The organism is Erythrobacter mangrovi (assembly GCF_013260645.1).
Taxonomy (GTDB): Bacteria; Pseudomonadota; Alphaproteobacteria; order Sphingomonadales; family Sphingomonadaceae; genus Qipengyuania; species Qipengyuania mangrovi.
The window spans coordinates 1,479,649-1,503,623 of record NZ_CP053921.1; the positions used below are offsets into that span (position 1 = coordinate 1,479,649).

A 23,975-nucleotide genomic window follows, 5' to 3' on the forward strand; every position below is an offset into this window, starting at 1 on the left:
GTAGCACGCAGCAAGGAGAGAGGAGAGGGAGCTTTGCTCTTCCTGAGCCGGGGCATCTCCGTCCCGGCGATCAGGAGACCTCCCATGACCAAGTCCCGCCGCGCTGTTTCAGATTCGCCAGCCCAGCGCATCACCGCCGCCATCATCGAGAAACTCGAGCAAGGGACAAAGCCCTGGGTTAAGCCGTGGCGCGGTGTGCCGGTCTCGCGGCCCTTGCGGAGCTGCGGGACACCCTATCGCGGCATGAACACATTCTGGTTGTGGATGGTGGCCGATGGCTGCGGCTACGCCTCGCCTTACTGGATGACCTATCGTCAGTGCCAGAAACTTGGCGGACAGGTCCGCAAGGGTGAGAAATCGACCATTGCGATCTTCTACAAGAGCTACACCAAGGAGGTCGAGAACGCCGAAGGCGAAGCCGACACCGAGAACCGACGCGTACTCAAGGCCTATGCGGTGTTCAACGCGGATCAGTGCGACGGCCTCCCCGAGTGCTATCATCCTAAGCCACTCATTGCCGCGCTTGAGCCCGAGGGACGCGAAGACCGGCTTGATGCCTTCTTTGCCCATATCGGCGCAGACCTGCGCCATCATGGTGCCCAGGCTTATTACGAGCCGCTGCGCGACCGGGTCACCATGCCGCCAGCCGAGTTGTTCGAAGCCTACGACCACTACTATGCGACGCTCGCACACGAGTTGTCGCACTGGACGGGTCATTCTTCGCGGCTCGACCGCGATCTCAAGAACCGCTTCGGCAGCGACGCCTATGCTGCCGAAGAACTGATCGCAGAACTGTCCTCAGCCATTCTCGGGGCAGAACTGGGTCTTCCGGTCACCCACCTCGACCATCACGCCAGCTACATCGCGTCCTGGCTCAAAATCCTCAAATCGGACGAGCGTGCGATCCTGACGGCTGCAGCAAAAGCCGAGGAAGCGGCCAGCCTGTTGCTCGAACTGGGTGGCCAGCAATCTAGCGAAGGCGAGACCGACATCGATCTCGCTGATGCAGCCTGAGGAGCAGTGAGATGGGACGTTCCGTCACCTACCCGACCGGCTCCGTGGTGGCCTTTCGCCTGCTTGATGACGGCGACGACGAAGATGTCGACTGGGCCTACGACTGCCTCGTCGAAGAGATCATCGATACCACGAAGGCGGCCTTACCTTCCTTTCAGCGCTTCGATGGATGGCGCGGCCGCGAGGATCGCATCCTCCTGCGCAATGCCTTCGCCGATTGCGGCATATCGACCTATTGCGGGATCGCCGCGATCTGGCTCGCCGAACGAGACGATCCCCGGTACTGGGAGGCGGATTCTGACATCCCGCGAACGGCAAGGGCACGGCGCTGGCTCGCTCAAGTGTCGGGAAGGTTCATCGACCTGTTCGCTGAGTTGCGCCTGGTCGGGCGGTTCTCGAATGGCGAAGCGATCTTCGAGCGCTCCCGATCCAACTGCGACACCGGGTCCTGATCCTGCCTCATCCCTGCCCGCCAGGAGAGGCCCTTGGGCCGGTCGGGGCGCGCCGCAACCTGCGGCCCGTCGGCCCGTGTTGCCCGCGCCAGCCTAGGGCCGCAGGTTTCCCGCTGCGCGGTGCGTCTCGCCCCTTCTCCCGGCCCTGATCGGGCTCCGGCGGACAGGGGCGAGGCAATGGTGCCTCCTCTCCTTGTCCCCGCGATCAGGAGACACCCCATGTACGACAGCTTCATCGACCAGTTGAGCGGCCTTGACCTTTCAGGCCTCAGCATCAGGCCCGCCCCCTTCAACGAGACCGATTTCCCCTGCGAGGATGCGATCGAACAGACGCTTGTCGCCATATGGTCCGACCTCTTCGCGATCTTTTCCGACACGGCCCTCGAAGCCGATGCCGAGGACATTGCCTGGGGCGTGGTCAATCTCTTTCACCATGCCGCCAGCCGGAAGTCCGCTCAGCTCGACCGGGCCAGTGACGAGATCCGGGTCCTCCTCGCATCAGCCGATGGCTCCGAGGTGCATTCCAGCAATCTGGAAGAGCAGGTCGAACGTGCACAGGCCGCCGAAGCCAGCATGCTGGCGTTTGAGCAAATGCGTGAGGCTGCGGCAGCACTTTATCGCGACGAGACCGGTTCCTCTTGGAAGCCCGCTTCCGGCTCGCGGACAAGCCATTCGCGCCACCTCACGTCAGCCGTAGTTGATGCCCGCGACTTCCTCCGCGCACGTGCTGAGAACCGGCGTCACGCCCTTATTCCGGAAGGAACTCCAATCGTCTTTGCCGGCGGTCGTCAGACCTTCGAGAATTCCGAGGATGCGCGCGTTTATGCCGACAATATCTGGGCGACGCTCGACAAGGTTCGCGATGTGGTTCCCGATCTCTTCCTGGTCCATGGCGGCGACGGCAAGGGAGCCGATCGCCTGGCAGCGAGTTGGGCTGAACGCCGCGAAGTGCAGCAACTGACCTACTCACTTGATCGTCGGCTTGGTGCCCGCGCCGGGTTCAAGCGCAACGAGCAAATGCTTTCGCTCAATCCGCGTTATGTCGTCGCCTTTGCGGGCAATGGCGTCACCGAACGACTGGTGATCGATGCTAAGACGCGCCGGATCACCGTGGTCGATCGTCGCGGCCTCTTGGGCACCTCTCCCGGGTCCTGACGGGCCCATCATCATCTGCATTTGCATTGTCTGGATGTGCATTGGGCGCCGACCCGATTATAGACCGGTCATGCAACTTGACGATCTGCTGCAGCGCTACTTTGCCACCACTGACCTCTCCGGGGTTGCCCCCGATACGTTGTCAGCTGGCATCGAGCACTGCCGGGTCGATCTTGGCCTTGAGGAAGACCGGGGCAAGCGCTTTGCGCTGTGGTCGTTCCTGCACATGCTCGGGTCTGCCCCCGACCTCGACGTGGCCTTCGAGAACGAGGAGGACCGGGAGGCCGCGCGCAACTTCATGGATCTCCTGGCGGCATCGGAAGGCGATGGGGCAGGCTGATTGCAGCTGGGTCTTGGCACCTTCAGGCCCGCACCCGATACCCATCCGGCATTTGTCGCGAACATTCCATAAAGCAGGTCAGCTGAGGACAGCAACCCGTTCCTTTCCGGCCGTGTGGTCGCGCTTCGCGCGCCTGCCCGCACCACCCGTCAGTAACAGGTTTCCCTTCGGCCCTTCAGGCCTTCGGTGCAGTCCTCTCATGCCCTGCTTCTTCTGGATGTTCGCAAGCCGGAGATGGTCTCCGGTTTGAGGAACCGAAGGAATATCACCATGACCAATATCGCAATCCTCACCGGCCGCATCGCCCGCGATCCGGAAACCCGCGAGACCAAGGGCGGCACCAACGTCACCGGGATCACCGTCGTCACCGATCGCCCCGCACGCGACAAGGACGGCAAGACCTACAAGGACGAGAACGGCTACACCGCCAAGGAAAGCGAGTTCCACCGGGTGACCTGCTTTAACGGCCTCGCAAAGACCGTCGGTCAGTACTGCTCCAAGGGCCAGCTGGTATCGGTCCAGGGCCGCATCCACTACACCCAGTGGGAGGACAAGGACGGGGTTACGCGCTACGGCACCGAGATCCTCGCCGACAAAGTCGACTTCCTCTCGCGCGGTAACGGCTCGGGTGACGACAACGACAACACCGACGCTCCCGAGATCGACTGAACTCTCCCGTCGGTCTCCTTCCCGAAGGGGTCCTGTCCTACCGGACAGGGCCCCTTCTTACTGTTGCTACTCACCGGTTGACTGTTCGGTGCGAGAAGACGAGCGAGCCGGTGGAAGCAGGCTCAGCAGAGATGCTTCTTCGCCGAGCTTTCCGAGCTCTCGGGCAACTTTTGCGAGCGCCTTCTTCGAGAAGGTCTCAAGTCCTGTTCCTAGGATGATGCGGCCCAGTTCAAGTGCGGCTTGCTCCTCAAGTTGCTTCTGGCGCTCGGTGAGTGCCAGCCGGTCAGCTTCGAGTTTCCGGAGTGCTGCGACAGCGCTTCGTTTTGTTGGCATCGGGGTTCCTTTCCTGCACCCCTCGGTGGATCCTCCCGTCGATCAACATGCACCCGGGCACAGCCTGTAGGAAAGTCCAATCGCGCGGGTCGTCCCTTGCACTAAGTAACGGAGCGGGGGAGGGGGCCGGCTCACCGAATTCCAAGGGTGATGGGCATGGGGCCAGCGCGTCAAGGACGGCGGGGCCCCACCATTTTGCCTCCCCTGCGCTTTGCTCCGGTCCGACAAAATCGTTGCCCCCACCGCCGCTTCGCGGTCGCCCTCGGGGCGATCCCTGACCCGCCGGCCCCATGCCCCTCCGCCTGTTTCCTGTCGTCTCAGCGACAGGTTTCAGGAGGATATCATGACTACACTCAGCACCTTGGACATGAACGCGCACAGCTATTTCGAAGCGCTTGCAGTTGCCGAAAGGCGCGCCCAGCACAGTTTCTTCGACCAGCACGTGATGGAAGATGAAGACCTGGGCTACTTCGCCCTGGACGAGGGTGACTACAACGCGCTGCCCACGCATCTCGCCAGCCGCGTGGTGCACACGGTCCATGGGGCCATGCTGGACGAATACTGACGACCATACGAGGGCAGGAGCCGGTCACGGTTCCTGCCCTTTTTTCGTGTTCGCTGGCACTGGAGCGGGACGAAAAGCGGAGCGGGGCTGGGGTCGCGCTCGGTCCCGCCCCGCCTTCGGCGGTGCTCCTGCGGGCGCGGCCTTCTTGTTCTGGGCCCCGCACGCACTCCCGAACGACAGCGGGTCGGACCGGCGCGGTGCCGCGGGAACCGACAGGCCCCGGTCCCGGACACCGCACGCGCTCCTTTGCCGCCGCCTTTGCGGTGGGTGCGGTCCTTGTGCGTATTATTCGTTCAGTTGCAGATCAGGCTCGTTTACCGCCCCGAACTGGTTGCTCGCGCCGCCAAGGGCATTGCTGGAAAATGCCTTCGAGAACGGAACGACTAGGGTCACCGGATTTCGCCGCGCAATGGGGAACAGAATTGGCACACCGTACGCAGTAGCACTGCTATGTTTTGGGAAAAAGTGCAATAAAATCAGTGCGCGAAACGCTCAAAGTGCTCGGCAGAGAGGGTGCTGTTGAATGCCGCCCGGTCCCCGCAAATGACAGTAATTCCAAGGGTTCTGGGGGCAGTTTGCATGAGGGCGAATGCCATATGGTCCCCAAACGTCGAAGGTCTGCCCGTAGAGCGCTTCTCGATGGCAATTTTGCCCGCCGCAAACTGCCGCAGCGCGAACGCGAATACTGCATCTGGGACACCGAGCTGGCAGGCTTCGGTCTTCGCGTAAGGCCGAGCGGGAACTACTTCTGGTTCGTTCGCTTGCGGCATCGCGGCAAGCATCGGCGCATCACCCTTGGCCGGACCGACGAGCTTGAGGCGGGACTGGCAAGGGCGCAGGCTCGCCGCATTCTTGCAGAAACCGCGCTCGACGGATTGCCCAAGCGCGCAGTGGTGAAGGCCACCCCAACGATGACCGATTTCGTCGAGGCTTATTGGGATGATCTATCCCGCGTCTGGAAGCCCTCGACCACCAAACGAAATTGGGATGCGTGGCGGCTCGATATCAAGCCTACGTTTGGCGACACGCGCGTGGCGGACATCCTTCCAGCAGACATCCACCGCTGGCGCGATGGATGCGCGGGAGAGAGCGAGGTGAAGTTCAACCGCGCCGTGCCCGTGCTGTCCGCGCTGCTCAAATATGCCGAGGCGCTCAAGATGCGTCGGCCAGGTTCGAACCCCTGTCGAGGAATGCCGCGCTACAAGCGGCAAAGCGTCGAACGCTATTTGACGCCAGCCGAGTATCGCCGGATCGGAGCGGCATTGCGAGAGGCTGAGGCAGACCGACCGGCAGAGGTCGCAATCGCTCGCCTGCTCTTGTTCACCGGCGCGCGCGTGGGCGAGATCAAGAATCTGCGCTGGGAGTGGGTGAAGCCACCGCGACTGCTGCTGCCAGACAGCAAGACCGGTCCCAAGGTGATCTGGCTCAATTCGCAGGCGCAGGACGTACTTGCGGTGATCGAGCGGCGCGAAGATAGCGAGCTGGTATTCCCGAACAAGACCGGCAAGCGTCCGGTGAACTTCGATCAGTGGTGGTTCGTTTTCCGGCGGCGCTGCGCATTGCCCGACGTTCGTATCCATGATTTGCGCCACAGCTTTGCTTCAACAGCGATTATGGAAAACGTGCCGCTATCGACCATCGGCAAGCTGCTGGGCCACAAGCTGGTTGAGACGACCGCCAAATATGCGCATCTGTCCGATGATGTGATCGGCGAAGCCGCCGAGCGGATTTCCGGCTCGCTGGCGCAAGCTATTGGCCTCAGGCCATGACCGCCGCCAGTCTCAAGAAGATCGTCGAAGAGGCGCTTGCCGAGGTCGGGGCAACGGTCAACTTCAAGCTCGTTCCCAAAGGCAAGGCGCGCACCACGACCTGGCTTGGTGTCGAGCACGGTTTTGGCATTCGCCACTATCCGAGTGGCCGCAACGTCTACATCGTCCAGACGCGCATGGCAGGCCGAATGCGCACGGTCACAATCGGGCCTACATCGGTCCTAACTCGCTATCAGGCCCAAATGGTCGCGCGCCGCGTCATCGCATATGCACAGGTCGGTCGCGATCCGGCGACCGAACGCCAGCGCATCCGGTCCGCGCCGAGCTTCGCCGATTTCGTGACCGAATATTGGGATCGCTGGGCGCCACGTTGGAAAGCATCGACCCTGGAAACGCACACCGGCTACCGCCGCCGCTATCTCGATGATGCCTTTGTCGGCGTCTACATCGACGAACTCAACGAGGGCCATGTCACGAGCTGGTTCGCGGACCTCAACAATCTGACTGGACCGGGAGCATCGAACCGTACGTTCGAAATCCTCAAGCATATGCTGAACAAGGCAGAGGACTGGGGCTACCGGCTCGAGAACACCAATCCGTGCCGCTCCGTCCGGCCCAACCGCAAGCGCCAGTGCGAGCGCTTCCTTACCAATGATGAACTGGCCCGTCTGGGTGCCGAGCTGACAAATCTGCGCGCATCAGAGGATCGCACCAAGCAATGTTCGGGTGCAGCGATCACGCTCCTGTTGCTGACTGGTTGTCGCAAGAGCGAAATCCTCACGCTCGAATGGACCGACATCAAGGGCAACCGGCTGCACTTGCGCGATAGCAAAACCGGGCCGCGAACGGTTTGGCTTGGCTCGGCAGCGCGCGAGGTGATCGCCGCGCTTCCGCGCTTCGAGAGGATCCCATATCCATTCTGGAACTACCGCTACCGCAAACCGCTTCGATGCGTGAATGGCTTCTGGCGCAGGCTCAGAGACGAAGCAGGGCTACCCGACGTTCGCATCCACGACTTGCGCCATACCTTTGCTAGCCATGCAGCGATGAACAAGGAAACCTTGCCGATGATCGGACGGTTGCTCGGTCATGCTAATGTGCAGACGACCGCGCGCTATGCTCATTTCGATGACGGTCATTTGCTTGAAGCGGCGCAGCAAATCGGCGATTTGCTCGAGTGCATGCTAAATTGAGCAAGCGGAACAGACCTGAAAAGATCCCGGCTTTAGCCGAGTGCCTTCCTTTTAGATGTCGTGCTCCTTCGTCAATCGGCCAGCAGCATCCCGAGAGGTGCCTGACGATTCGATCGGGAATGCAACGCAAAGACGGACATAAGGGGGAAAGTCTGCTTCGCGCCCCAAATCTCGTCGTTCCGAAACTATCCGGGAGATCCCAAAAGCGGTTATTCGCACGGCTCAGTGCGAAGGGAGTTTCGCGCCCCGGTCTCAGCTGTCCGGGATCCACATAGCTGGATACGACTGCCGATTGCCAGTCACCGTTGTGGCGACCCATTTGGGTAATTTCTGGCACGATCTTATGCCGGAAATTGATCCGAGCGACCCATAGGGTAACGGTCACGGCTAGCTCGCGCTCCCCTTGGAGATTTTGTATGGTTCACGGGAAATCATAAAGCTCAAAAAATTAGCTTTTCGCCTATCTTGTTGCTATGTATGTATGGATCAATACATTTTATGTAGGGAATATGGTGGTGAAGATTTCCGAGCGAACCAAACGAGCGTGGATTTTCGAAGCGGGTTGGAAAGGGTTGTGTCCTCGCTGCGGGAAAGGCGACATGTTTCGCTCGTGGCTCAAGGTCACCGACAAATGCGAGCAATGTGGTCTCGACTATCGGTTCGCATCTCCTGACGACGGGCCAGCCTTTTTTTCCCTCTGCTTCGTCGCCCCCCCATTGCTTGCCGTGATCGTTTGGCTACAGGTCTCGCTCGAACTCCCGACTCTGGTGCTTTTCGTGATCGGCCTCCCCTTGTTAGGGATTGGCTGCGTTTTGCCGTTGCGTCCAATCAAGGGGTGGCTTGTGGCCTCGCAGTTCGTCAACAAGGCTGTCGAAGCCGGCACAGAGAAACTGTGGGCGGAAATGCACGAGCGGGAGGATGATTCCAGAAATGACAAACTGGGTTCCTGATCTGAGCGGAAAAGCTGGCCCCAAGTATCTTGCGCTCGCGGAATCACTGACGAATTCTATCGGGACTGGCGAGCTGAAGCCTGGCGCGCGATTGCCTCCACAGCGCGAACTGGCGCAAACTCTAGGCTTTGATCTGACCACCGTTACCCGTGCCTACAACATCGCTCGTCAGCGTGGGTTGATCGATGGTCGGGGGAAAGCCGGGAGCTTCGTGCGGGAGACGGCCACGCATTCGATCTACGCAGCCGCGCAAGTGGATACCGGATTGAATACGCCGCCTGTCCCATCGGACGGGATTCTCCAGAAAGAGATGAAAAGAGCTTTCGATTTGGCTCTTGGCCAGAACGCGGGCTCATTGCTCCAATATCAATCCGCTGGCAATGATCAGGCAATCATCCGGGCTGGAACCGACCTTGCGGCGCGGGTCGGGCTGAAACCGGCTATGGATCAGGTAGTCACGGCGGCTGGCGGCCAGAATGCGCTGCTCGCCGTATCGCGGGCGGTACTTGCTCCTGGTGCCAGGGTCGCCTGCGGAGAGTTCGTCTACCCCGGCTTTCGCGCAATTGCTTTGCGTCTGGGGGTCGAACTGGTTCCCTTGCAGGCCATGAATGCCGATACACTGGAGCTTGCCTGTCGGCAGAATGATATTGCGGCGCTCTATGTCGTTCCTACCAACGACAATCCCACGGCAACCACCATCCCGCTTTCGGAACGTCGGAGAATTGCTGAGGTCGCTCAGCGATACAAGCTGCAGATCATCGAGGACGATGCCTATGGCCTTCTGCCAAAGAGTCCGCTGCAGGCGATTTCCAGCCTTGTTCCGCAGCAATCGTGGCACATCCTCAGTACGTCCAAAATCATCTCACCTGCTCTGCGGATTGCCTTCATCAGCGCGCCCACCGTGGCAGATGCACTGCGGCTAACGGCGGAGGTGCATGACACCGCTGTGATGCCACCTCCGCTCAATGCGGCAATGGTCGCAATGTGGTTGCGCGAGGGGGCCTTTGACAGCTTGGTGTCGGCAGTGCGGGGCGAAGCCGAATGGCGTTCGGATCTTGCTGCCAAGATCCTGAAGGATCATTCAATCTGCCTCCAGCCTCAGGGTTACCATCTCTGGCTTTCGCTTCCAGCTGGAGCGTCGGCTTCCATGCTCTCTCAGCAGCTTACTGCCGCGGGTGTCGGAGCGATTCCATCCGACAGGTTCGCGGTAGGCAAGGTCGCCGCGCAAGCGCTGAGGGTCTCGCTTGGCGGCACGGCCCCACGAACAACCCTTGAGGCCGCTTTGAGACAACTCGCGGGCCATCTATCTCTACTCGACGTCGAGCGGGCTGATATCATTTAGGCCGCTTTCCCGGTGGCTCTTGTTCAAACCGGCAAGTCCGGAACCGGCCCAATTCCAGTCGTATAATTCGAAAGACCTCAATGGGCAGCTTCTGGGCCGTTTCCGGAATGTCGGCTGTGAAGCTCCGGACAGGGCAAAGCTGACGGTCCGTTGGGTTTCTGCCTCGGCCAGTAGCCTCTCTTATTTTACACCAGACATGCCCCGCCACATTGCCGGCAAAATTCGCCGGTCATTTGTGCGGCGTCGATGCGATTTACACGGATGCCCTTCTGCAATATCCAGCAGTATATGAGCAAACGCGACCCTAACCTTGTCACTTCCGGCCTATCGGGTAGCCAATCGAAAGATGGGGTTTCTGTCGAGGTGAACATTTTTCGTCTGGAGGACGAAGGTCAATGGACCCTCGAAGTCGTCAATGAGAAGGGTACCTCGATCGTTTGGGATGACCAGTTCGCAGATGATGACGCGGCATTCAGGGCGTTCGAGCAGGTAGTCGCTGATGAAGGTATGGCGACCTTTCTTGATAGCGCCAATGTCATCCCATTTCCCGGCCAGTGAAAGTGACCAGAATTCCCGTGAACCAATCCGACGTATGAATCGTCTGACCGGCTTGGTTTCGGGCGCCGGTAGTTTAGCTGCCATATCGTGGCGAGTTCTGGGCCGCTTCGAGACAGTCTGGTTTCGGGAGCTTTCCTAAGAAAACGGACAATCCGGTCGCGATTCAAATCGCGGCGCCGTGTCCCATCCACATCGCATTCAAAGACAAGCCCACCAGCTAGCGACATAACTCACGTTCCCTGCCATTTCGAAGACAATGCCTGTCGCAATGAGGTGCAAGCGATCGCTGCCTTACTGATTTTTATCGGAATGGTTGCGCCTATCCGGTTTCGGCCTGTGCGTTACGGGCAGCAGCAATCGCCGCTGCAAGCTCTTTTGCTGGACCCACTCCCCAGTAGTGGAGGAAGTAAAACATCGGTTCACCGCCGATCATGTGGTTATGCAATGCTACGATATGGATATCCCGCTCGCGCAGTGCGCGGAGCACGGGCTGGACTTCGTCCTCGGTCATGATGAAGTCACCATCCACGGCGGCAAGGTCGTTGGTGCCCGAGAACGCCGCCCAGGTCGTAAGCCCCATCGAACCACCGATCTCAACGCCGTGCATGCGGCCTTGGCGAGCGAAGGTGTATTTCACGACACCATCGGCGATGCTTGGCTCGGTGCCCAAGATTTCGCTCAGCGCCAGGGCTTCGATCGTGCCGTTTGCATCCGGCGTCATGCCACCGAAACTGCGCTGCGGCGTCGGCGAGGCGGCGCGCACTTCCTTGATGGCATCCCAGACGGCTTTTACACCCGCTGCCATCTTGGCGGTTTCCCCATGCCCGCCGATATGCATAAAATAGACCGGCGGATCGTCGAATATGAAATGATTGTGCAGCGCGGTGACGGTCAACCCGTTGGCGAGGGCAGCGTCCATCGCGGCTGTTATCTCATCCTCGAATACGACCGTGTCGCCCATGACCATCACTCCGCCATCGACGGGTTTGAAGGCAGCCCATGAGCCGAGACCTGCCGGGGGATCGAGGCGCATGCCGTCGACCATCACCGGCACGTCGGCGCGCGTCCAACCGATGCGTGCGACCCCATCGTCGGTCATGGTGACCTCCGAGTGCGATGCCTCGAAAATCAGTGCCTCGAGATTGCCGAGATTATCCTGCGCGTGAAGAGCCGCCGACATCGCTGATAGCGATAGAGCCAAGCCGCCGACGAACAATGTTCTGCGTAATTGCTTCATCTTAGTTCTCCTTGGATGTGATTTCAGGTGCCAGCCATCATTGCGAGGTAATACAGCGACCCAATGAGTGCGCTCACGAAGAGAACGAGCAACATCCCGATCTTGAAGCGCAGCATGGCGATCAGGGCCGCAGCGGCAATGACGACGGAGGCGACGTCGATCGTGGCGAAGTCCGGCACGAGCAGGCGTGCGCCGTAACCTCGAACCTCGTCAAGCCGTGCGAAGGCAACGTGCAGCGCAAACCAGATGGCAAGGTTTAGGATCACACCGACGACTGCTGCCGTCACCGCCGAAAGCGCCGCTGTCAGAAGCTTCACGCCGCGCAGTTTTTCGATAAATGGCGCACCAAGGAAAATCCATAGGAAGCACGGCACGAACGTGACCCACGTGACGATGACCGAAGCCGCGATGCCCGAAGCCACCGGGCCTAACATGTCTGCTTCGCGATATCCCCCCATGAACCCCACGAATTGGACGACCTGGATCAGTGGACCCGGCGTGGTCTCCGCCATGCCCAACCCATCGAGCATTTCACCGGGGGCAAGCCAGCCATGCGTCTGCACGGCTTCCTGCGCCATATAGGCCAGCACGGCATACGCGCCCCCGAATGTCACGACCGCGAGCTTGGAGAAGAAAACCGCCAGTTCCGTGAACACGTGATTTGGGCCAACAAGAAGGATCAGCGCAATTATGGGAGCTGCCCAGATGCTGCCCCAGATCAAGGCCGTGCGGACTGCTCCGCGCCATGTAGGCTGCGCTTTCGCCATACCGCCTGTATGAAGCACGGCTTCCGGCTCGCTCTCCCCGTCCTCGGTCGTTTCACGGGCGCGAATGACCAGAAACCGTGCAGGATCGAAATGCCCTCCAAGAAAACCGACCAGCGCGGCGGCCGCGATAATCAGCGGGAAAGGTGCATCGAATGCGAATATCGCCACGAAGGCTGCGGCGGCAATCAGATACATGGGCCAAGTTTTCAATGCCCTTTTCCCGATGCGCAGCAGGGCCTCGATGACTATGGCGAGCACCGCCGCCTTAATGCCGAAGAAAATCGCCTGGACGAAGCTGGCCTCCTGAAAACTGGCATAGAGCACGCTAAGCGCCATAATGCTGAGGAAGCCGGGAAGGACGAACAGGCATCCTGCGACGAGGCCACCGCGAACGCCGTGGAGCAACCAGCCAATATAGGTGGCAAGCTGCATGGCTTCCGGTCCGGGCAGGAGCATGCAGTAATTGAGCGCATGCAGGAACCGGTTCTCCCCGATCCAGCGCTTTTCATCGACTAGAATGCGGTGCATCACCGCGATCTGGCCCGCTGGTCCACCAAAGCTCAACGCGGCCACGCGCGCCCAGACACGCACCCCTTCGGAAAACGGGATCGGAGTTTGTTCTACGGAACCTGAATTAGCGGGAGAATTCATCAACGCGTCCTTCGCACACAGCTCATCGAGCCGGACTTGGGCGCATTGCCTTACCGGGCGCCGGAATAAGTGCCCGAAGTCAAACTGCTAGATCATTGATCTGGTGTTGTCAAAAGCCTTACGCGAACAGTCTGCCTTGCACTTGGAGAATGTCGGCTTTCGAGATCGGCATTTGTATCTCCGATTTCCGAATTGAGGGCACGAAGCCGCCCTCAGCTACTACCTAGTCCAGTGGCAGGTTTCAGGATCGCGACGAGACCGATCAAATGTCCAATATTGGGGCGCAAAGTCGACGCTAGCCGAGCCAGAATTGGACCGGGGCAAGCGCTTTGCCCTGTGGTCGCTCCAGCACATGTTCGGGTACGCCCCCGACCTCGACGTGGCGTTCGAGAACGAGGAAAACCGGGAAGCAGCCTGCAACTCGATGGATCTCCTGGCGGCATCGGCAGGCGATGGGGTAAGCTGATTTCAGCGGGGTCTTGGCACCTTCAGACCCACACCCGATACCCATCCGGCATTTGTCGCGAACATTCCATAAAGCAGGTCAGCTGAGGACAGCAACCCGTTCCTTTGACGGCCGTGTGGTCGCGCTTCGCACGCCTGCCCGCACCACCCGTCAGGAACAGGTTTCCCTTGGCCACCAGACAGGTCTGTGGGCCTGCGGTGCAGTCCTCCCATGCCCTGCTTCTTCTGGATGTTCGCAAGCCGGAGATGGTCTCCGGTTTGAGGAACTGAAGGATACAGCTCATGACCAATATCGCCATCATCACCGGCCGCCTCGCCCGCGATCCGGAAGCCCGTACGACCCAGGGCGGCACCAGTGTTACCGGGATCACCGTCGTCACCGATCGCCCGCTGCGCGACAAGGACGGTCAGACCTACAAGGACAAGAACGGCTACACCGCCAAGGAAAGCGAGTTCCACCGGGTGACCTGCTTCAACGGCCTCGCTAAGACCGTCGGCCAGTACTGCTCCAAGGGCCAGCTGGTCAGCGTCCAGGGCCGCATCCACTACACCCAGTGGGAGGATAAGGACGGGGTCACGCGCTACGGTACCGAGATCCTCGCCGACAAGATCGACTTTCTCTCCCGCGGCAGTGGTTCGAGCGACGACAACGACAATACCGACGCTCCCGAGATCGACTGACATATTCCATCATCGATGCCCATCAGAGGGGCGCTGTCCAGACCGGACAGCGCCCCTCTTCTGTTGCTCTATCAGACCTAAAGGGGAGGGGCCTGGCTCACGGTTGTCCCATTATGATGGGCGTGCAACCGGCGCATCAAGGACGGCAGGGTCCCACCATTTTGCCTCCCCTTCGCTCCGCTGCGGTCCGACAAAATCGTAACCCCTACCGCCGCTTCGCGGTCGCCCTTCAGGACGATCCCTGACCCGCCGGCCGCACGCCCATCCGTCCTGCTCCTGCCGTCAACGGCAGACATCAGGAGGAAATTATGGCTACGCAATTTCAACGCACTTCGACTTCGGATCGCTACTTTGCCGCACTGGCTGTGGCAGAGGGGCGGGCGCTGCACAGCTTCTTCGATCAGCACATTATCGAGGACAAGCGCCTTGGATATTTTGCCCTGGATGAGGGCGATTACAATGTACTTCCGGCGCACCTTGCAGCGCGCGTGGTGCACACCATCCACGGGGCGATGTCAGACGAGTTCTGACCGCATGAGCAGGGCAGGGACCGGCAACGGTTCCTGTCCTATTCTCATGTTCACAGGGGTGAAGGATGGCGATGGCGCAGTGCGAAAGTTGGACGCATAATCGGTCGCCCCTGGATTCGATAAAGATCAAACATTCTGGCATGTCGGTCCATTGCGCCGGACAATACATCTTGCTCCTTTGCCGTCATATCCAAGCAGGCCAGAACATTGGCCACTGATGTTGGCTATTTGGTCCCCATTTCGGAACATTTGAGGAAAATTCTCGTCCGAATATCTCGGTTCTGAACAAAAAGTTCCGCCGCTAAAGGCGACGCTGCGCTACGCTTCCGTTTTGAAACGAAAGCATTTTCTCCAATAATCTGGCCCGGTAAGCAACTGGTCACTGATCCGCAATTGAGAATGGGCTTGACCCAGCACACCGTACGCAGCGGGTGCTGCGATGGAAGGCGCGGAATTGTTTCGCGAATTCACGAAATTTCGCCGATACCATCTTCTGTGCCGGATCCGGTCCACTTGCGTTCTCGTCCGTGCCGAGTCGGCACAGATCCGTTTAATCTGCTGAAAAGCGATGTGAATTTTCCGTTTTCCTACACCCCATGCTGCGGCCTAGAGTGGCACTTGCCTTTCGAAGGGTGAGCCAGGTTCTTTGAACACAAGGAACTTGGAAAAATGCAAAGACACCACCGGTTCGTGACTTATGTCACGCCCCTGATCGCCGAATGGATCAGGAAACAAGCAGACGAGCGCAGGGTCAGCGCGAGTATCGTTGTTTGCGATTGCATCTTCGATGCCTGGCAGCGCGCGACCGAAGCTGACCTGAGGACTCCGGCGACCGATCCGGTCCGCCAGAACATCTTCATCACGGTCGCATTGGATGCGCTGCTTACGCATCATCCCGACACTACCTTGCGTGATAAAACCGTGGCTGCCTACCAGCGCCGGCTGGAGCGCCTCGGTATCGTTGCACCCCGACCCATGGGAGGCGACGATGAAGCATAATCTCGTCAACTTCACCCGCGGCAGCCAGCTCCTCGGGCATTTCGGCTTCATGTTTGCGGCGGGCCTCAAGGGGCCCCTGATCGTGACACTCTTGGTCGTTCTCGGGCTGGTCTATTGGGACGTAAGCGGGGCGCTAGACGACTACCAGGTCTACCTCCTGTGGATGCATGCCTATGCCTCTGGTTATGCCTTCATGGAGTTCGACCCGGACAAGCTTGTGAACCTCAAGCTGGCCGATGGGAGCCTCGTCGCATTTCCCATTTCCGTGGTGACCGATTACCCGCCGATGCGCGAAGCGGTCGCGCTTTTCCGGAGCGCGGTCATCAGCGCCTTGTGGCTTGCAGGGTTCATTCTTGTGCCGCTCTTCGCGCTCTTCTGGTGGGTTGCCGAACGCTTCGGCGAGAAGTCGAAACAGAAGAAGCATGTGCGCGGGGCGGAGCTTGCTACCTTGCGTGAACTTGACCGGGAGATCGCCGCGCACAACCGCAATGCCCGTGCCCGCGAGTATGGCGATGCGTTGGGCTGGCGCTGGCGTCTGGCCGGGTCGACTTCGCTGCGGCATGCGGGCTTCTATTCTCCCGCGCATCTGGCAGGGGTCAGCTGGCCCTGGCGCCTCGAGCAGAGTCACGCGATGCTTGTTGGCACAACCGGGACAGGCAAGACCGTTGTCCTAACCGAGCTTACCAGGGAGATCCGCGAACGGGGCGAACGTGCGGTCATTTTCGATCTTACCGGGGCCTTTGTCGAAACCTTCTACGATCCCAAACGCGACATCATTCTAAACCCGCTCGACGCGCGTTGCCCCGCCTGGAGCGTGTTCAACGATTGCTCCACGCGTGCCGAATTCCATGCCGCAGCGGAGTCGCTCGTCCCGCATGATGGGGGCGGCGCCGAACAGTTTTGGGTGCTCGCCGCGCGCACGCTGTTCGTCGAGACCTGTCTCAAGCTCGCCGAAGCAGGGCGGCGCACAAACGCCGCGCTGGCGCACGAACTCATGAACGCCGATCTCTCCGATCTGCACCGTCTCGTCGAAGATACCATGGCCGGTCCCATCAGCACGCCGAGCGCGGCGCGCATGGCGGAATCGGTGCGTGCAGTGTTCAATGTCAACGCCAAGGCGCTCCAGATGCTGCCCGAAGACGGGACGCCCTTTTCGGTCCGCGAGTGGATCAATGGGGCAGGAGGACCGGGCTCGATCCTGTTCCTGTCTGCCCGCTACATCGACATGAGCGTGCTCTCGCAGTTGCTCACGCTGTGGCTCGATACCGCGATCAATACGCTGATGGCGGGCCAGCGCTCGCGGGACATCAGGCTCTGGTTCCTGATCGACGAACTGGGCGCCCTGCATCGTCTCCCTTCACTCGAAAAGGGCCTCCAGACCGCGCGCAATTTCGGGGGAGCGATCGTCACCGGCATCCATGCCTTTGCCAAGCTCAAGGATGTCTACGGCGAGAACATGGCAATGACCCTGTCCTCGCTTGCCCGCACCAAGCTGATCCTTGGCACAGCAGATCGCGAGACCGCCACCTGGTGTTCCGATATCATCGGCCACCGCGAGGTTCGCGAGATGGAGGAAGGATACAGCTACGGCTACAACAATGCCCGCGACGCGGTCAGCCTGACGCCCCGGCGCCAGGTCGTCCCGCTGCTGCTTCCCGACGAGCTGATGAAGCTCAAGAACCTGCATGGCTTCATCAAGTTTCCCGAAGGATTTCCGGCGGCACCTGTGGTCCTCGAACCGCGCAACTGGCCTCGGGTGGCCGAAGGCTTCATTCCCCGGGATATGCCGAATCCACCACCGCAGACGCGGCACGGTGATGATCATGAAGGAGCAGGTGGTGGTGCCGGAGCAGCCTCTGAAACAGGCGACAATGATGGTGATCCTCGCCGGATGAGGGACGCGCACGATCGCTCCGACAGCGCTGAAAAGAAAGCCGACAAGGAAGACAAAAAGGAACTGCGCCGGACCCATCGCAGCAACAAGGGCGATCAGGCTCGACCGGATCAGACAAGGAAGCGTCGCGATCCGAATGCAAGAGGGAAAAGGGCGACATCGGACCCTCAGCGGCCGGCTGAATCCGAACTTCCTCTGTCTTCGAAAGCTGAGGAGCACCGCGGCATGGAGCAACGGGCTGTGCCTTCCGCCAGGTCCGATATTCCCGATCCCGCAGCGCATCAGCGGGCACAAGTCGCGCGCGGCAAGGCCGACCAGAGGCTCCAGGAAGAGCAGCAGAAGTCGCTTCTTGGCGGTGCAGCGAAGCAGGGTCGCGATGCCGATCAGGGGCAGGACCATGGTCACGATTACGGGGACTTCGACCCGGATATGTGACGCTCGACCGGGGAGGGGACGAGGGCCAAGAGAAAGTGATCCCACCCCATGCTTTCCGTCGCCAATGTCCGCTCGCCATCGGCGGCGGCAAGCTACTTCGCTTCGGACAATTACTACGCGAGCGCCGATGCCGACCGCTCGGGCCAGTGGGTCGGCGAGGGTGCAAGGCGCCTTGGTCTCGACGGCAAGGTCGAGGCCAAGGCGTTCGACGCGCTTCTCCGAGGCGAGCTGCCCGACGGCAGCAGTGTCGGCAATCCCGGACAGGCACACCGCCCGGGTACAGACCTCACCTTCTCCGTCCCCAAGAGCTGGTCGCTGCTGGCACTTGTGGGGAAGGACGAGCGGATCATCGCCGCCTACCGCGAAGCCGTCCTCGAAGCGCTGCACTGGGCTGAGAAGAATGCGGCCGAGACCCGGATGGTCGAGAAAGGCAAGGTGGTGACGCAGGCCACCGGGAACCTCGCGATCGGCCTGTTCCAGCACGACACCAACCGTAACCAGGAGCCGAACCTCCATTTCCATGCGGTCATCGCCAATGTTACGCAAGGCAAGGACGGCAAGTGGCGCACGCTCAAGAACGACCGGCTCTGGCAGCTCAACACCACGCTTAACTCGATTGCGATGGCGCGCTTTCGCATCGCTGTCGAGAATCTTGGTTATGAGCTGGGACCGACCCTCAAGCACGGCAATTTCGAGGCGCGCGGTATCACCCGCGAACAGGTCATGGCGTTCTCGAGCCGCCGCCAGCAAGTGCTCGATGCACGGCGCGGTCCTGGTCTTGAAGCGGGCCGCATTGCCGCGCTCGATACGCGCGCGAGCAAGGACGGGATCGAGGACCGCGAGGCCCTCGGCATGCAATGGAGCGACACCGCGAAATCGATAGGGCTGGACCTCGCGCCCTTGGTCGAGCGGGCGCAGACCCGCTCACTGAAACAGTCGATTGACCCTGGCAGGTTCGGTTCGCTTGTCGAGCGCGGGCGCGCATGGCTGGGTCGCTTCGCCGCGCATGTCAGAGGCGATCCGGCCGATCCGCTTGTGCCCAAGTCGGTCCTCAGGCAGGACCGTGAGACGATCGCAGCGGCACAGGCCGTCGCTTCGGCGGTGCGTCATCTTTCGCAGCGCGAGGCGGCCTTCGAGCGCACCGCGCTCTACAAGGCCGCGCTCGATTTCGGGCTCCCCACAACGATTGCCGATATCGAGAAGCGGACCCGCGCCTTGGTGCGCTCCGGCGACCTCTTAGTGGGTAAGGGAGCCCACAAGGGGTGGCTCGCCTCTCGAGACGCGGTGATAACCGAGCAGCGGATCGTGTCCGAGGTTGCCGCTGGCAGGGGCGCGAGTTCGACTGCAATCGAGCCGGGAAGCGCGACCGCTCGTGTCCAGGCCGCTGCAATGGCAGGGCAGGGGTTCCTGCTGAACGCAGGTCAGCTCGGAGCGGCGAAGTTGATCCTGACGTCCGAGGATCGAACGATCGCGGTCCAGGGAATTGCCGGTGCCGGCAAGAGCAGTGTTCTGAAGCCCGTCGCCGAGGTGCTACGCGCCGAGGGCCATGCGGTCGTTGGTCTCGCGATCCAGAACACGCTCGTCCAGATGCTCGAACGCGACACCGGCATCGGCTCGCAGACGCTGGCCCGCTTTCTTGGTGGCTGGAACAAGCTGCTCAACGATCCTGGCAACGCGGCGCTGCGTTTGGAGGCAAAGGCGGCGCTGAAAGACCATGTGCTGGTGCTCGACGAGGCTTCGATGGTCTCGAACGAGGACAAGGAAAAGCTCGTCCGCCTTGCCAATCTTACTGGCGTGCACCGCCTGGTCCTGATGGGGGACCGAAAGCAGCTCGGCGCAGTCGATGCGGGCAAACCTTTCGCGCTCCTGCAGCGGACGGGTATGGCGAGCGCTGAAATGGCGACCAACCTGCGCGCCCGCGACCCTGTCATCCGCGAGGCGCAGGCGGCAGCGCAGGCGGGTGATGTACGCACGGCGCTGCGTCACCTGCAGCCGCACACACTCGAGGCCGAGGGCGATGGCGCGCTGGTCGCTGCTGACAGCTGGTTGGCGCTCGACAAGGACACCCGTGCGCGGACATCGATCTACGCCTCAGGCCGCGCCATCCGCTCTGCGGTCAATGCTGCTGTCCAGCAGGGCCTTCTTGCCAATGGCGAGATTGGCCCGGGCAAGGCCGATCTCGGAGTGCTGGACCGCGTCAACACGACCCGCGAGGAGCTGCGACATCTCCCGGCCTACCAGCCTGGCCGGGTGCTCGAGGTCTCGAGAAAGCAACAGGCCCTGGGACTGTCAGCGGGCGAGTATCGTGTCCTGGGACAGGACGGGAAGGGCAGGCAGGTCGAAGTCGCGGACAAGCGCGGCAAGCGGTTCCGGTTCGACCCGGCACGGATCAGGGCAGGGAAGGGCGACCAGAATCTGACCTTGCATGAGCCGAGGAAGCTGGAAATCCATGAAGGCGACCGGATCCGATGGACCCGCAACGATCATCGCCGCGGCCTCTTCAATGCCGACCAGGCCAAGGTGGTTGCCGTTGTCGGCGGGAAGGTCACTTTCGAAACTTCCAAGGGAGACCAGGTTGAGCTCAAAAAGGACGATCCGATGCTGAAGCGGATCGATCTTGCCTATGCGCTCAACGCCCACATGGCGCAGGGTCTGACATCCGATCGCGGCATCGCAGTCATGGACAGCCGCGAGCGCAACCTGTCGAACCAGAAAACGTTCCTGGTGACGATCACGAGGCTTCGCGATCACCTGACACTCGTCGTCGACAGTTCGGACAGGCTCGGAGCAGCCGTGGCACGCAACAAAGGCGAGAAGGCCTCGGCCCTCGAGGTCACCGCACAGTTGACGCCGACAGAAAAGAAAAACGGCGAACTTGATCAGCTGAAACCGGAAGAGGCCAACAAGGCCGAAAAGGAACTCGCCCGAAGCAAGAGCAAGACACTGGACTTCGGGATTTGAAGGGCCGCTATGTGCAAGATTTTCTGACGAATTGGGCCCGGCAGTTGGTCCAGGTGGTGCTTACGCGCGAACGATCGGATTTCGGAACCGCTCTCAGATCGCAAGAGTCTTGCGATGCCTTTCGATCGCGCTTCGCACATGATCGGGGAAGGGGAGGTGTCCGCTTTCGCTGCTCCAGGCGTCATCAAACCGTGCAACGACATCCTTTGCTGTCGCGGTGATCAGCCTGGCAGGCAGCCGAGCTCTATCGGCGATCGCCTCGAGTTCATCATAGGTGTAGGACGCCCACTCGCGCGAGCTATGAAACTTGAGTGCAGCATCGTCGCCCGGGATATAGGCGAGCGTCGAAAGCAAGTCATAGGCAGGTGCAAGCAGCGCGTTGCGCCTATCCGGATAGATCAACGACCAGTTCTTGAGGTGCATGTCGCCATTCCCGATCAGCACCGAGTAGGTGAGCCGGCGGACGAATTCGACCACGCTTTGCTCGTCGGTTTCGATCGCCAGCACACTGAGGATCTGGCGGTAGCTCGCATTCTCGTATTTATCGTCTGCAAAGACACCGAACACCTGGGCGAAGTCTTCGGTGTGCACTGGTCCTTCTTCACCCCGGTCAAAGCGCCGGATGGCAAAAGCGGACTCTCCGTAACGGGTGATACCTTCGGGTATGCCATCGATCTGATCGAGGGGCACAAGGTCGATTTCAGGTACGTCGATCCCGATCTTTGCGGCCAGTTTCATCGCCGCGAATTCTGCCTCGGGCACGTCCGGATGTCTTGCAGAGGGCAGCTTGACGATCCAGTCGCCGCCGCTGCCTGTGACCGGGATCGTCAGTCCGCCATTCTTGCCCTGGGCTTTGATCGCCGAGAATTTGAGTTGCACGCCGGCAAGCGAGAAGCGCAGCGCGCGCTCTGCCTGCTTCTCCACCACTTCTGCATCGGGCTCGTCGGCCTCCGTTTCCTCGGCGTCGACGGCGATGGCGCGCACTGCGCCTGGAAGATCGTGCCCGAGCTGTGCGAGAAGGTGGTACTCGCGCACGGCTTTTACGCCCGCGCGGCGGGCGAGGTAGTCGCGAAGCGTGCCTTCGGGAAGGAGGTTGGAGAAGAACGGCTCGATTTTCGTTCGATAGCTGCGTGTGTCCGCAATGATTTCGCCATTCGCATCCTTGTAGGCGAGCGACAGCGTTGGCCGATTTTGGTCGGCAAGGTAGACCTCGTCGAATGTGAAGATGCTCGCATCTCCATCGAGGCGCGCAATCGTTCCAACGCGCGTCTTACCCAGAAAGATATCGAGAGCCGCTGCGTCGATCATGTGGCGTCGTCCTCAAGCCGGTAAGCAGGCCGTCTCGGGGCACTATCTCGATCGATTGCGTGGACCTGCAGGTTTCTGACGCGCTGGAGGGCACGTGTGGATGCCGCGATCTGTTGGGCGAACTTCTTCGTTCCCTCTTGCTGTTCAAGCGCCCAGCCGAAGTCCTGAAAATGTTTTTTCAGATGGGCGACGGGCTGCAAGGCCTGCTGGATGGCCTTGAGCGTTTCGGGATTGAGATTAACGGTCGGGATATTTTTAAGTGCGCTTTGCAGCTCATTCACCTCGGTGATGCTCGGATAGGTCTGCCGTACTCGCTCGGCGAACCGGTTGGTTTCAGCAATCGTTGCGAGCGCTCGACTTGCCTCGCTTCTTTCGCGCTGTGAGCGCACAACGCCTTCGATCGCCGGTATGGTCCTTCGAGGCACAAGCTTCAGCTCGAGGTCGAGCGCGCGCGCTATTTCGACAAGGCTGGAAATCTGTAGGTCTACACTCCCGCCTTCGATCTTGGAGATATGGCTTTGGGGCAAACCTACCCGTTCACCCAGCTGTTTCTGGGTAAAGCCCTTTGCTATCCGAGCCGCTTTGATGCTTGCGGCGATGTCTTCGATTGCCGTGCTCATAAATATAGTTCTGCATATGTTGATCGACGTGTATATGTTTTAGCATATACAAAGGTTTCTCAAAAAGCAAGAGAAATCTGTAGCGACATATATGGCTGACTAATCATATGTCATTGCATATCATGGACGGAGATTGACGGGCATAAAGCGCGAGCAGTCGTCACTTCGCAGAACCATTTTCGGATTTTTTCTCCCGATCCTTCGATGACAGAGCTTTCGCCCAGAGGCCTGCCGATTAGTCAGGAGCGCGAACGGCGGCAATGCGCCCCAATGTCGGACGTAGCCATCCGAGATCTTAGCTCCCGAAAGCGGACATTCTCTGCGGCCATTCCGGCCAAGGAGAATGACAATGACCTATTCACAATTTGATCCTGCTTCTCAAAACCGAGTGCCTTGGAACTTCGGTGCTAAGATCGGTCCCAAGCGTCCATTCAATCAAAAGCAGATTTGGGCGATCCGTTTCTTTCTTGATCGCGAGGAGCGCATAAGAGACCGCGCTCTGTTTGACTTGGCGATCGATAGCAAACTGCGAGGCTGTGATCTCGTCGAGCTCAAAATCGGCGACCTAGTCAGCGGCCCGGAAATCCGGACGCGAGCAACAATCACGCAGCGCAAAACAGGTCGACCTGTTCAGTTTGAGATCGCATCAGATGCGCGTGCAAGCCTGTTTGCGTGACTCGAGCTCAGATGTGGTGACGTGGAGGACTTCGTCTTCCCGAGCAGAGTTGATCAAACACGCCACTTGAGCACGCGACAGTACGCGCGGCTTGTTGATGAGTGGGTGACGGCTATTGGCTTGCGTCCTGAGGAATACGGCACCCACTCACTGCGCCGGACCAAAGCTTCAATCATCTACAAAGCCACAGGCAACATACGTGCAATCCAGATACTGCTCGGTCATTCCAAGATCGAGAACACCGTGCGGTATCTTGGTGTCGACATTGAAGATGCTCTTACTCTCGCTGAGAAAACTGAGATCTGACTGGAGTTGGGCGCTGATCTCAAATGGCCCAGCGTCCGCTTCTGGAGGTGAATGCGGACAATGCTTGTTCTACCCTGCGCCGATCACAAAACCGGTAACGGTTGA

The 23,975-nt window shown here is 60.2% G+C and carries 21 protein-coding genes and 1 pseudogene; 17 read left to right on the plus strand and 5 right to left on the minus strand.

Features of this window, described 5'->3' with window-relative positions:
* Positions 1 to 84 precede the first annotated feature (84 nt).
* The 5 genes from HQR01_RS07680 (at position 85) to HQR01_RS07700 (ending at position 3,630) form a co-directional block, all read left to right on the plus strand.
* Positions 85 to 1,014, plus strand: a complete 930-nt coding sequence (locus tag HQR01_RS07680) for an ArdC family protein (RefSeq protein WP_173214020.1) — start codon at positions 85 to 87, stop codon at positions 1,012 to 1,014.
* Positions 1,015 to 1,025: 11 nt separating this feature from the next.
* On the plus strand, positions 1,026 to 1,466 hold the full coding sequence (locus tag HQR01_RS07685) for a hypothetical protein (RefSeq protein ID WP_173214021.1): 441 nt from the start codon (positions 1,026 to 1,028) through the stop codon (positions 1,464 to 1,466).
* A gap of 219 nt (positions 1,467 to 1,685) precedes the next feature.
* Entirely contained in the window at positions 1,686 to 2,621 is a 936-nt protein-coding gene (locus HQR01_RS07690) for a DUF2493 domain-containing protein (RefSeq protein ID WP_173214023.1), read from the plus strand.
* A 70-nt stretch (positions 2,622 to 2,691) separates the two neighbouring features.
* Positions 2,692 to 2,961 (plus strand): hypothetical protein, encoded by a 270-nt coding sequence (locus HQR01_RS07695; RefSeq protein ID WP_173214025.1) that lies wholly within the window; start codon positions 2,692 to 2,694, stop codon positions 2,959 to 2,961.
* Positions 2,962 to 3,231: 270 nt separating this feature from the next.
* Positions 3,232 to 3,630, plus strand: a complete 399-nt coding sequence (locus HQR01_RS07700; RefSeq protein ID WP_173214027.1) for a single-stranded DNA-binding protein — start codon at positions 3,232 to 3,234, stop codon at positions 3,628 to 3,630.
* Between the two features lie 66 nt (positions 3,631 to 3,696).
* Here HQR01_RS07700 and HQR01_RS07705 read toward each other — a convergent pair whose 3' ends face one another.
* Positions 3,697 to 3,963 carry a DUF6437 family protein gene (locus HQR01_RS07705; RefSeq protein WP_173214029.1) on the minus strand — a complete coding sequence of 89 codons (267 nt, stop codon included), beginning with the start codon at positions 3,961 to 3,963 and terminating at the stop codon, positions 3,697 to 3,699.
* Between the two features lie 343 nt (positions 3,964 to 4,306).
* Between HQR01_RS07705 and HQR01_RS07710 the strand changes: the two genes are divergently transcribed.
* The 6 genes from HQR01_RS07710 (at position 4,307) to HQR01_RS07735 (ending at position 10,340) form a co-directional block, all read left to right on the plus strand.
* Positions 4,307 to 4,528 carry a hypothetical protein gene (locus HQR01_RS07710; protein ID WP_173214031.1) on the plus strand — a complete coding sequence of 74 codons (222 nt, stop codon included), beginning with the start codon at positions 4,307 to 4,309 and terminating at the stop codon, positions 4,526 to 4,528.
* A gap of 596 nt (positions 4,529 to 5,124) precedes the next feature.
* On the plus strand, positions 5,125 to 6,297 hold the full coding sequence (locus HQR01_RS07715) for a site-specific integrase (protein ID WP_011413786.1): 1,173 nt from the start codon (positions 5,125 to 5,127) through the stop codon (positions 6,295 to 6,297).
* Positions 6,294 to 7,490 (plus strand): tyrosine-type recombinase/integrase, encoded by a 1,197-nt coding sequence (locus HQR01_RS07720; RefSeq protein ID WP_011413787.1) that lies wholly within the window; start codon positions 6,294 to 6,296, stop codon positions 7,488 to 7,490. The genes HQR01_RS07715 and HQR01_RS07720 overlap by 4 nt, the downstream gene beginning before the upstream one ends.
* A gap of 509 nt (positions 7,491 to 7,999) precedes the next feature.
* Entirely contained in the window at positions 8,000 to 8,440 is a 441-nt protein-coding gene (locus HQR01_RS07725; RefSeq protein WP_173216233.1) for a DUF983 domain-containing protein, read from the plus strand.
* Positions 8,421 to 9,782 (plus strand): aminotransferase-like domain-containing protein, encoded by a 1,362-nt coding sequence (locus HQR01_RS07730; RefSeq protein WP_173214033.1) that lies wholly within the window; start codon positions 8,421 to 8,423, stop codon positions 9,780 to 9,782. The genes HQR01_RS07725 and HQR01_RS07730 overlap by 20 nt, the downstream gene beginning before the upstream one ends.
* A gap of 288 nt (positions 9,783 to 10,070) precedes the next feature.
* The gene (locus HQR01_RS07735; protein WP_119512645.1) at positions 10,071 to 10,340 is read left to right on the plus strand and encodes a hypothetical protein; all 270 of its coding nucleotides are present in this window, start codon (positions 10,071 to 10,073) and stop codon (positions 10,338 to 10,340) included.
* 319 nt (positions 10,341 to 10,659) lie between these two features.
* Here HQR01_RS07735 and HQR01_RS07740 read toward each other — a convergent pair whose 3' ends face one another.
* Both HQR01_RS07740 and chrA read right to left on the minus strand, forming a co-directional pair.
* On the minus strand, positions 10,660 to 11,577 hold the full coding sequence (locus HQR01_RS07740; protein ID WP_225081837.1) for a DUF1259 domain-containing protein: 918 nt from the start codon (positions 11,575 to 11,577) through the stop codon (positions 10,660 to 10,662).
* Positions 11,578 to 11,600: 23 nt separating this feature from the next.
* Positions 11,601 to 12,995, minus strand: coding sequence for a chromate efflux transporter (gene chrA, locus HQR01_RS07745; protein ID WP_119512568.1), 1,395 nt, complete (start codon positions 12,993 to 12,995; stop codon positions 11,601 to 11,603).
* A 747-nt stretch (positions 12,996 to 13,742) separates the two neighbouring features.
* Between chrA and HQR01_RS07750 the strand changes: the two genes are divergently transcribed.
* The 5 genes from HQR01_RS07750 to mobF all read left to right on the plus strand — a co-directional run bounded on the left by HQR01_RS07750 (position 13,743) and on the right by mobF (position 20,960).
* Entirely contained in the window at positions 13,743 to 14,141 is a 399-nt protein-coding gene (locus HQR01_RS07750) for a single-stranded DNA-binding protein (protein ID WP_011413805.1), read from the plus strand.
* A 308-nt stretch (positions 14,142 to 14,449) separates the two neighbouring features.
* Positions 14,450 to 14,671 (plus strand): hypothetical protein, encoded by a 222-nt coding sequence (locus HQR01_RS07755; RefSeq protein WP_011413806.1) that lies wholly within the window; start codon positions 14,450 to 14,452, stop codon positions 14,669 to 14,671.
* A 669-nt stretch (positions 14,672 to 15,340) separates the two neighbouring features.
* Positions 15,341 to 15,670 carry a hypothetical protein gene (locus HQR01_RS07760; RefSeq protein WP_152434326.1) on the plus strand — a complete coding sequence of 110 codons (330 nt, stop codon included), beginning with the start codon at positions 15,341 to 15,343 and terminating at the stop codon, positions 15,668 to 15,670.
* Complete coding sequence (locus HQR01_RS07765; protein ID WP_173214035.1) at positions 15,660 to 17,999, plus strand: type IV secretion system DNA-binding domain-containing protein; 2,340 nt, start codon at positions 15,660 to 15,662, stop codon at positions 17,997 to 17,999. Before HQR01_RS07760 ends, HQR01_RS07765 begins: the two co-directional genes overlap by 11 nt.
* Before the next feature lie 48 nt (positions 18,000 to 18,047).
* Complete coding sequence (mobF, locus tag HQR01_RS07770) at positions 18,048 to 20,960, plus strand: MobF family relaxase (protein WP_173214037.1); 2,913 nt, start codon at positions 18,048 to 18,050, stop codon at positions 20,958 to 20,960.
* Between the two features lie 93 nt (positions 20,961 to 21,053).
* On the opposite strand, the gene HQR01_RS07775 is transcribed toward mobF, so the two are convergent.
* Positions 21,054 to 22,268 (minus strand): type II toxin-antitoxin system HipA family toxin, encoded by a 1,215-nt coding sequence (locus tag HQR01_RS07775; RefSeq protein ID WP_173214040.1) that lies wholly within the window; start codon positions 22,266 to 22,268, stop codon positions 21,054 to 21,056.
* Positions 22,265 to 22,888, minus strand: a complete 624-nt coding sequence (locus HQR01_RS07780) for a helix-turn-helix domain-containing protein (protein WP_173214042.1) — start codon at positions 22,886 to 22,888, stop codon at positions 22,265 to 22,267. The genes HQR01_RS07775 and HQR01_RS07780 overlap by 4 nt, the downstream gene beginning before the upstream one ends.
* A 349-nt stretch (positions 22,889 to 23,237) precedes the next feature.
* Between HQR01_RS07780 and HQR01_RS07785 the strand changes: the two are divergent.
* Positions 23,238 to 23,870 (plus strand): annotated as a pseudogene (locus tag HQR01_RS07785) (tyrosine-type recombinase/integrase).
* Positions 23,871 to 23,975 lie beyond the last annotated feature (105 nt).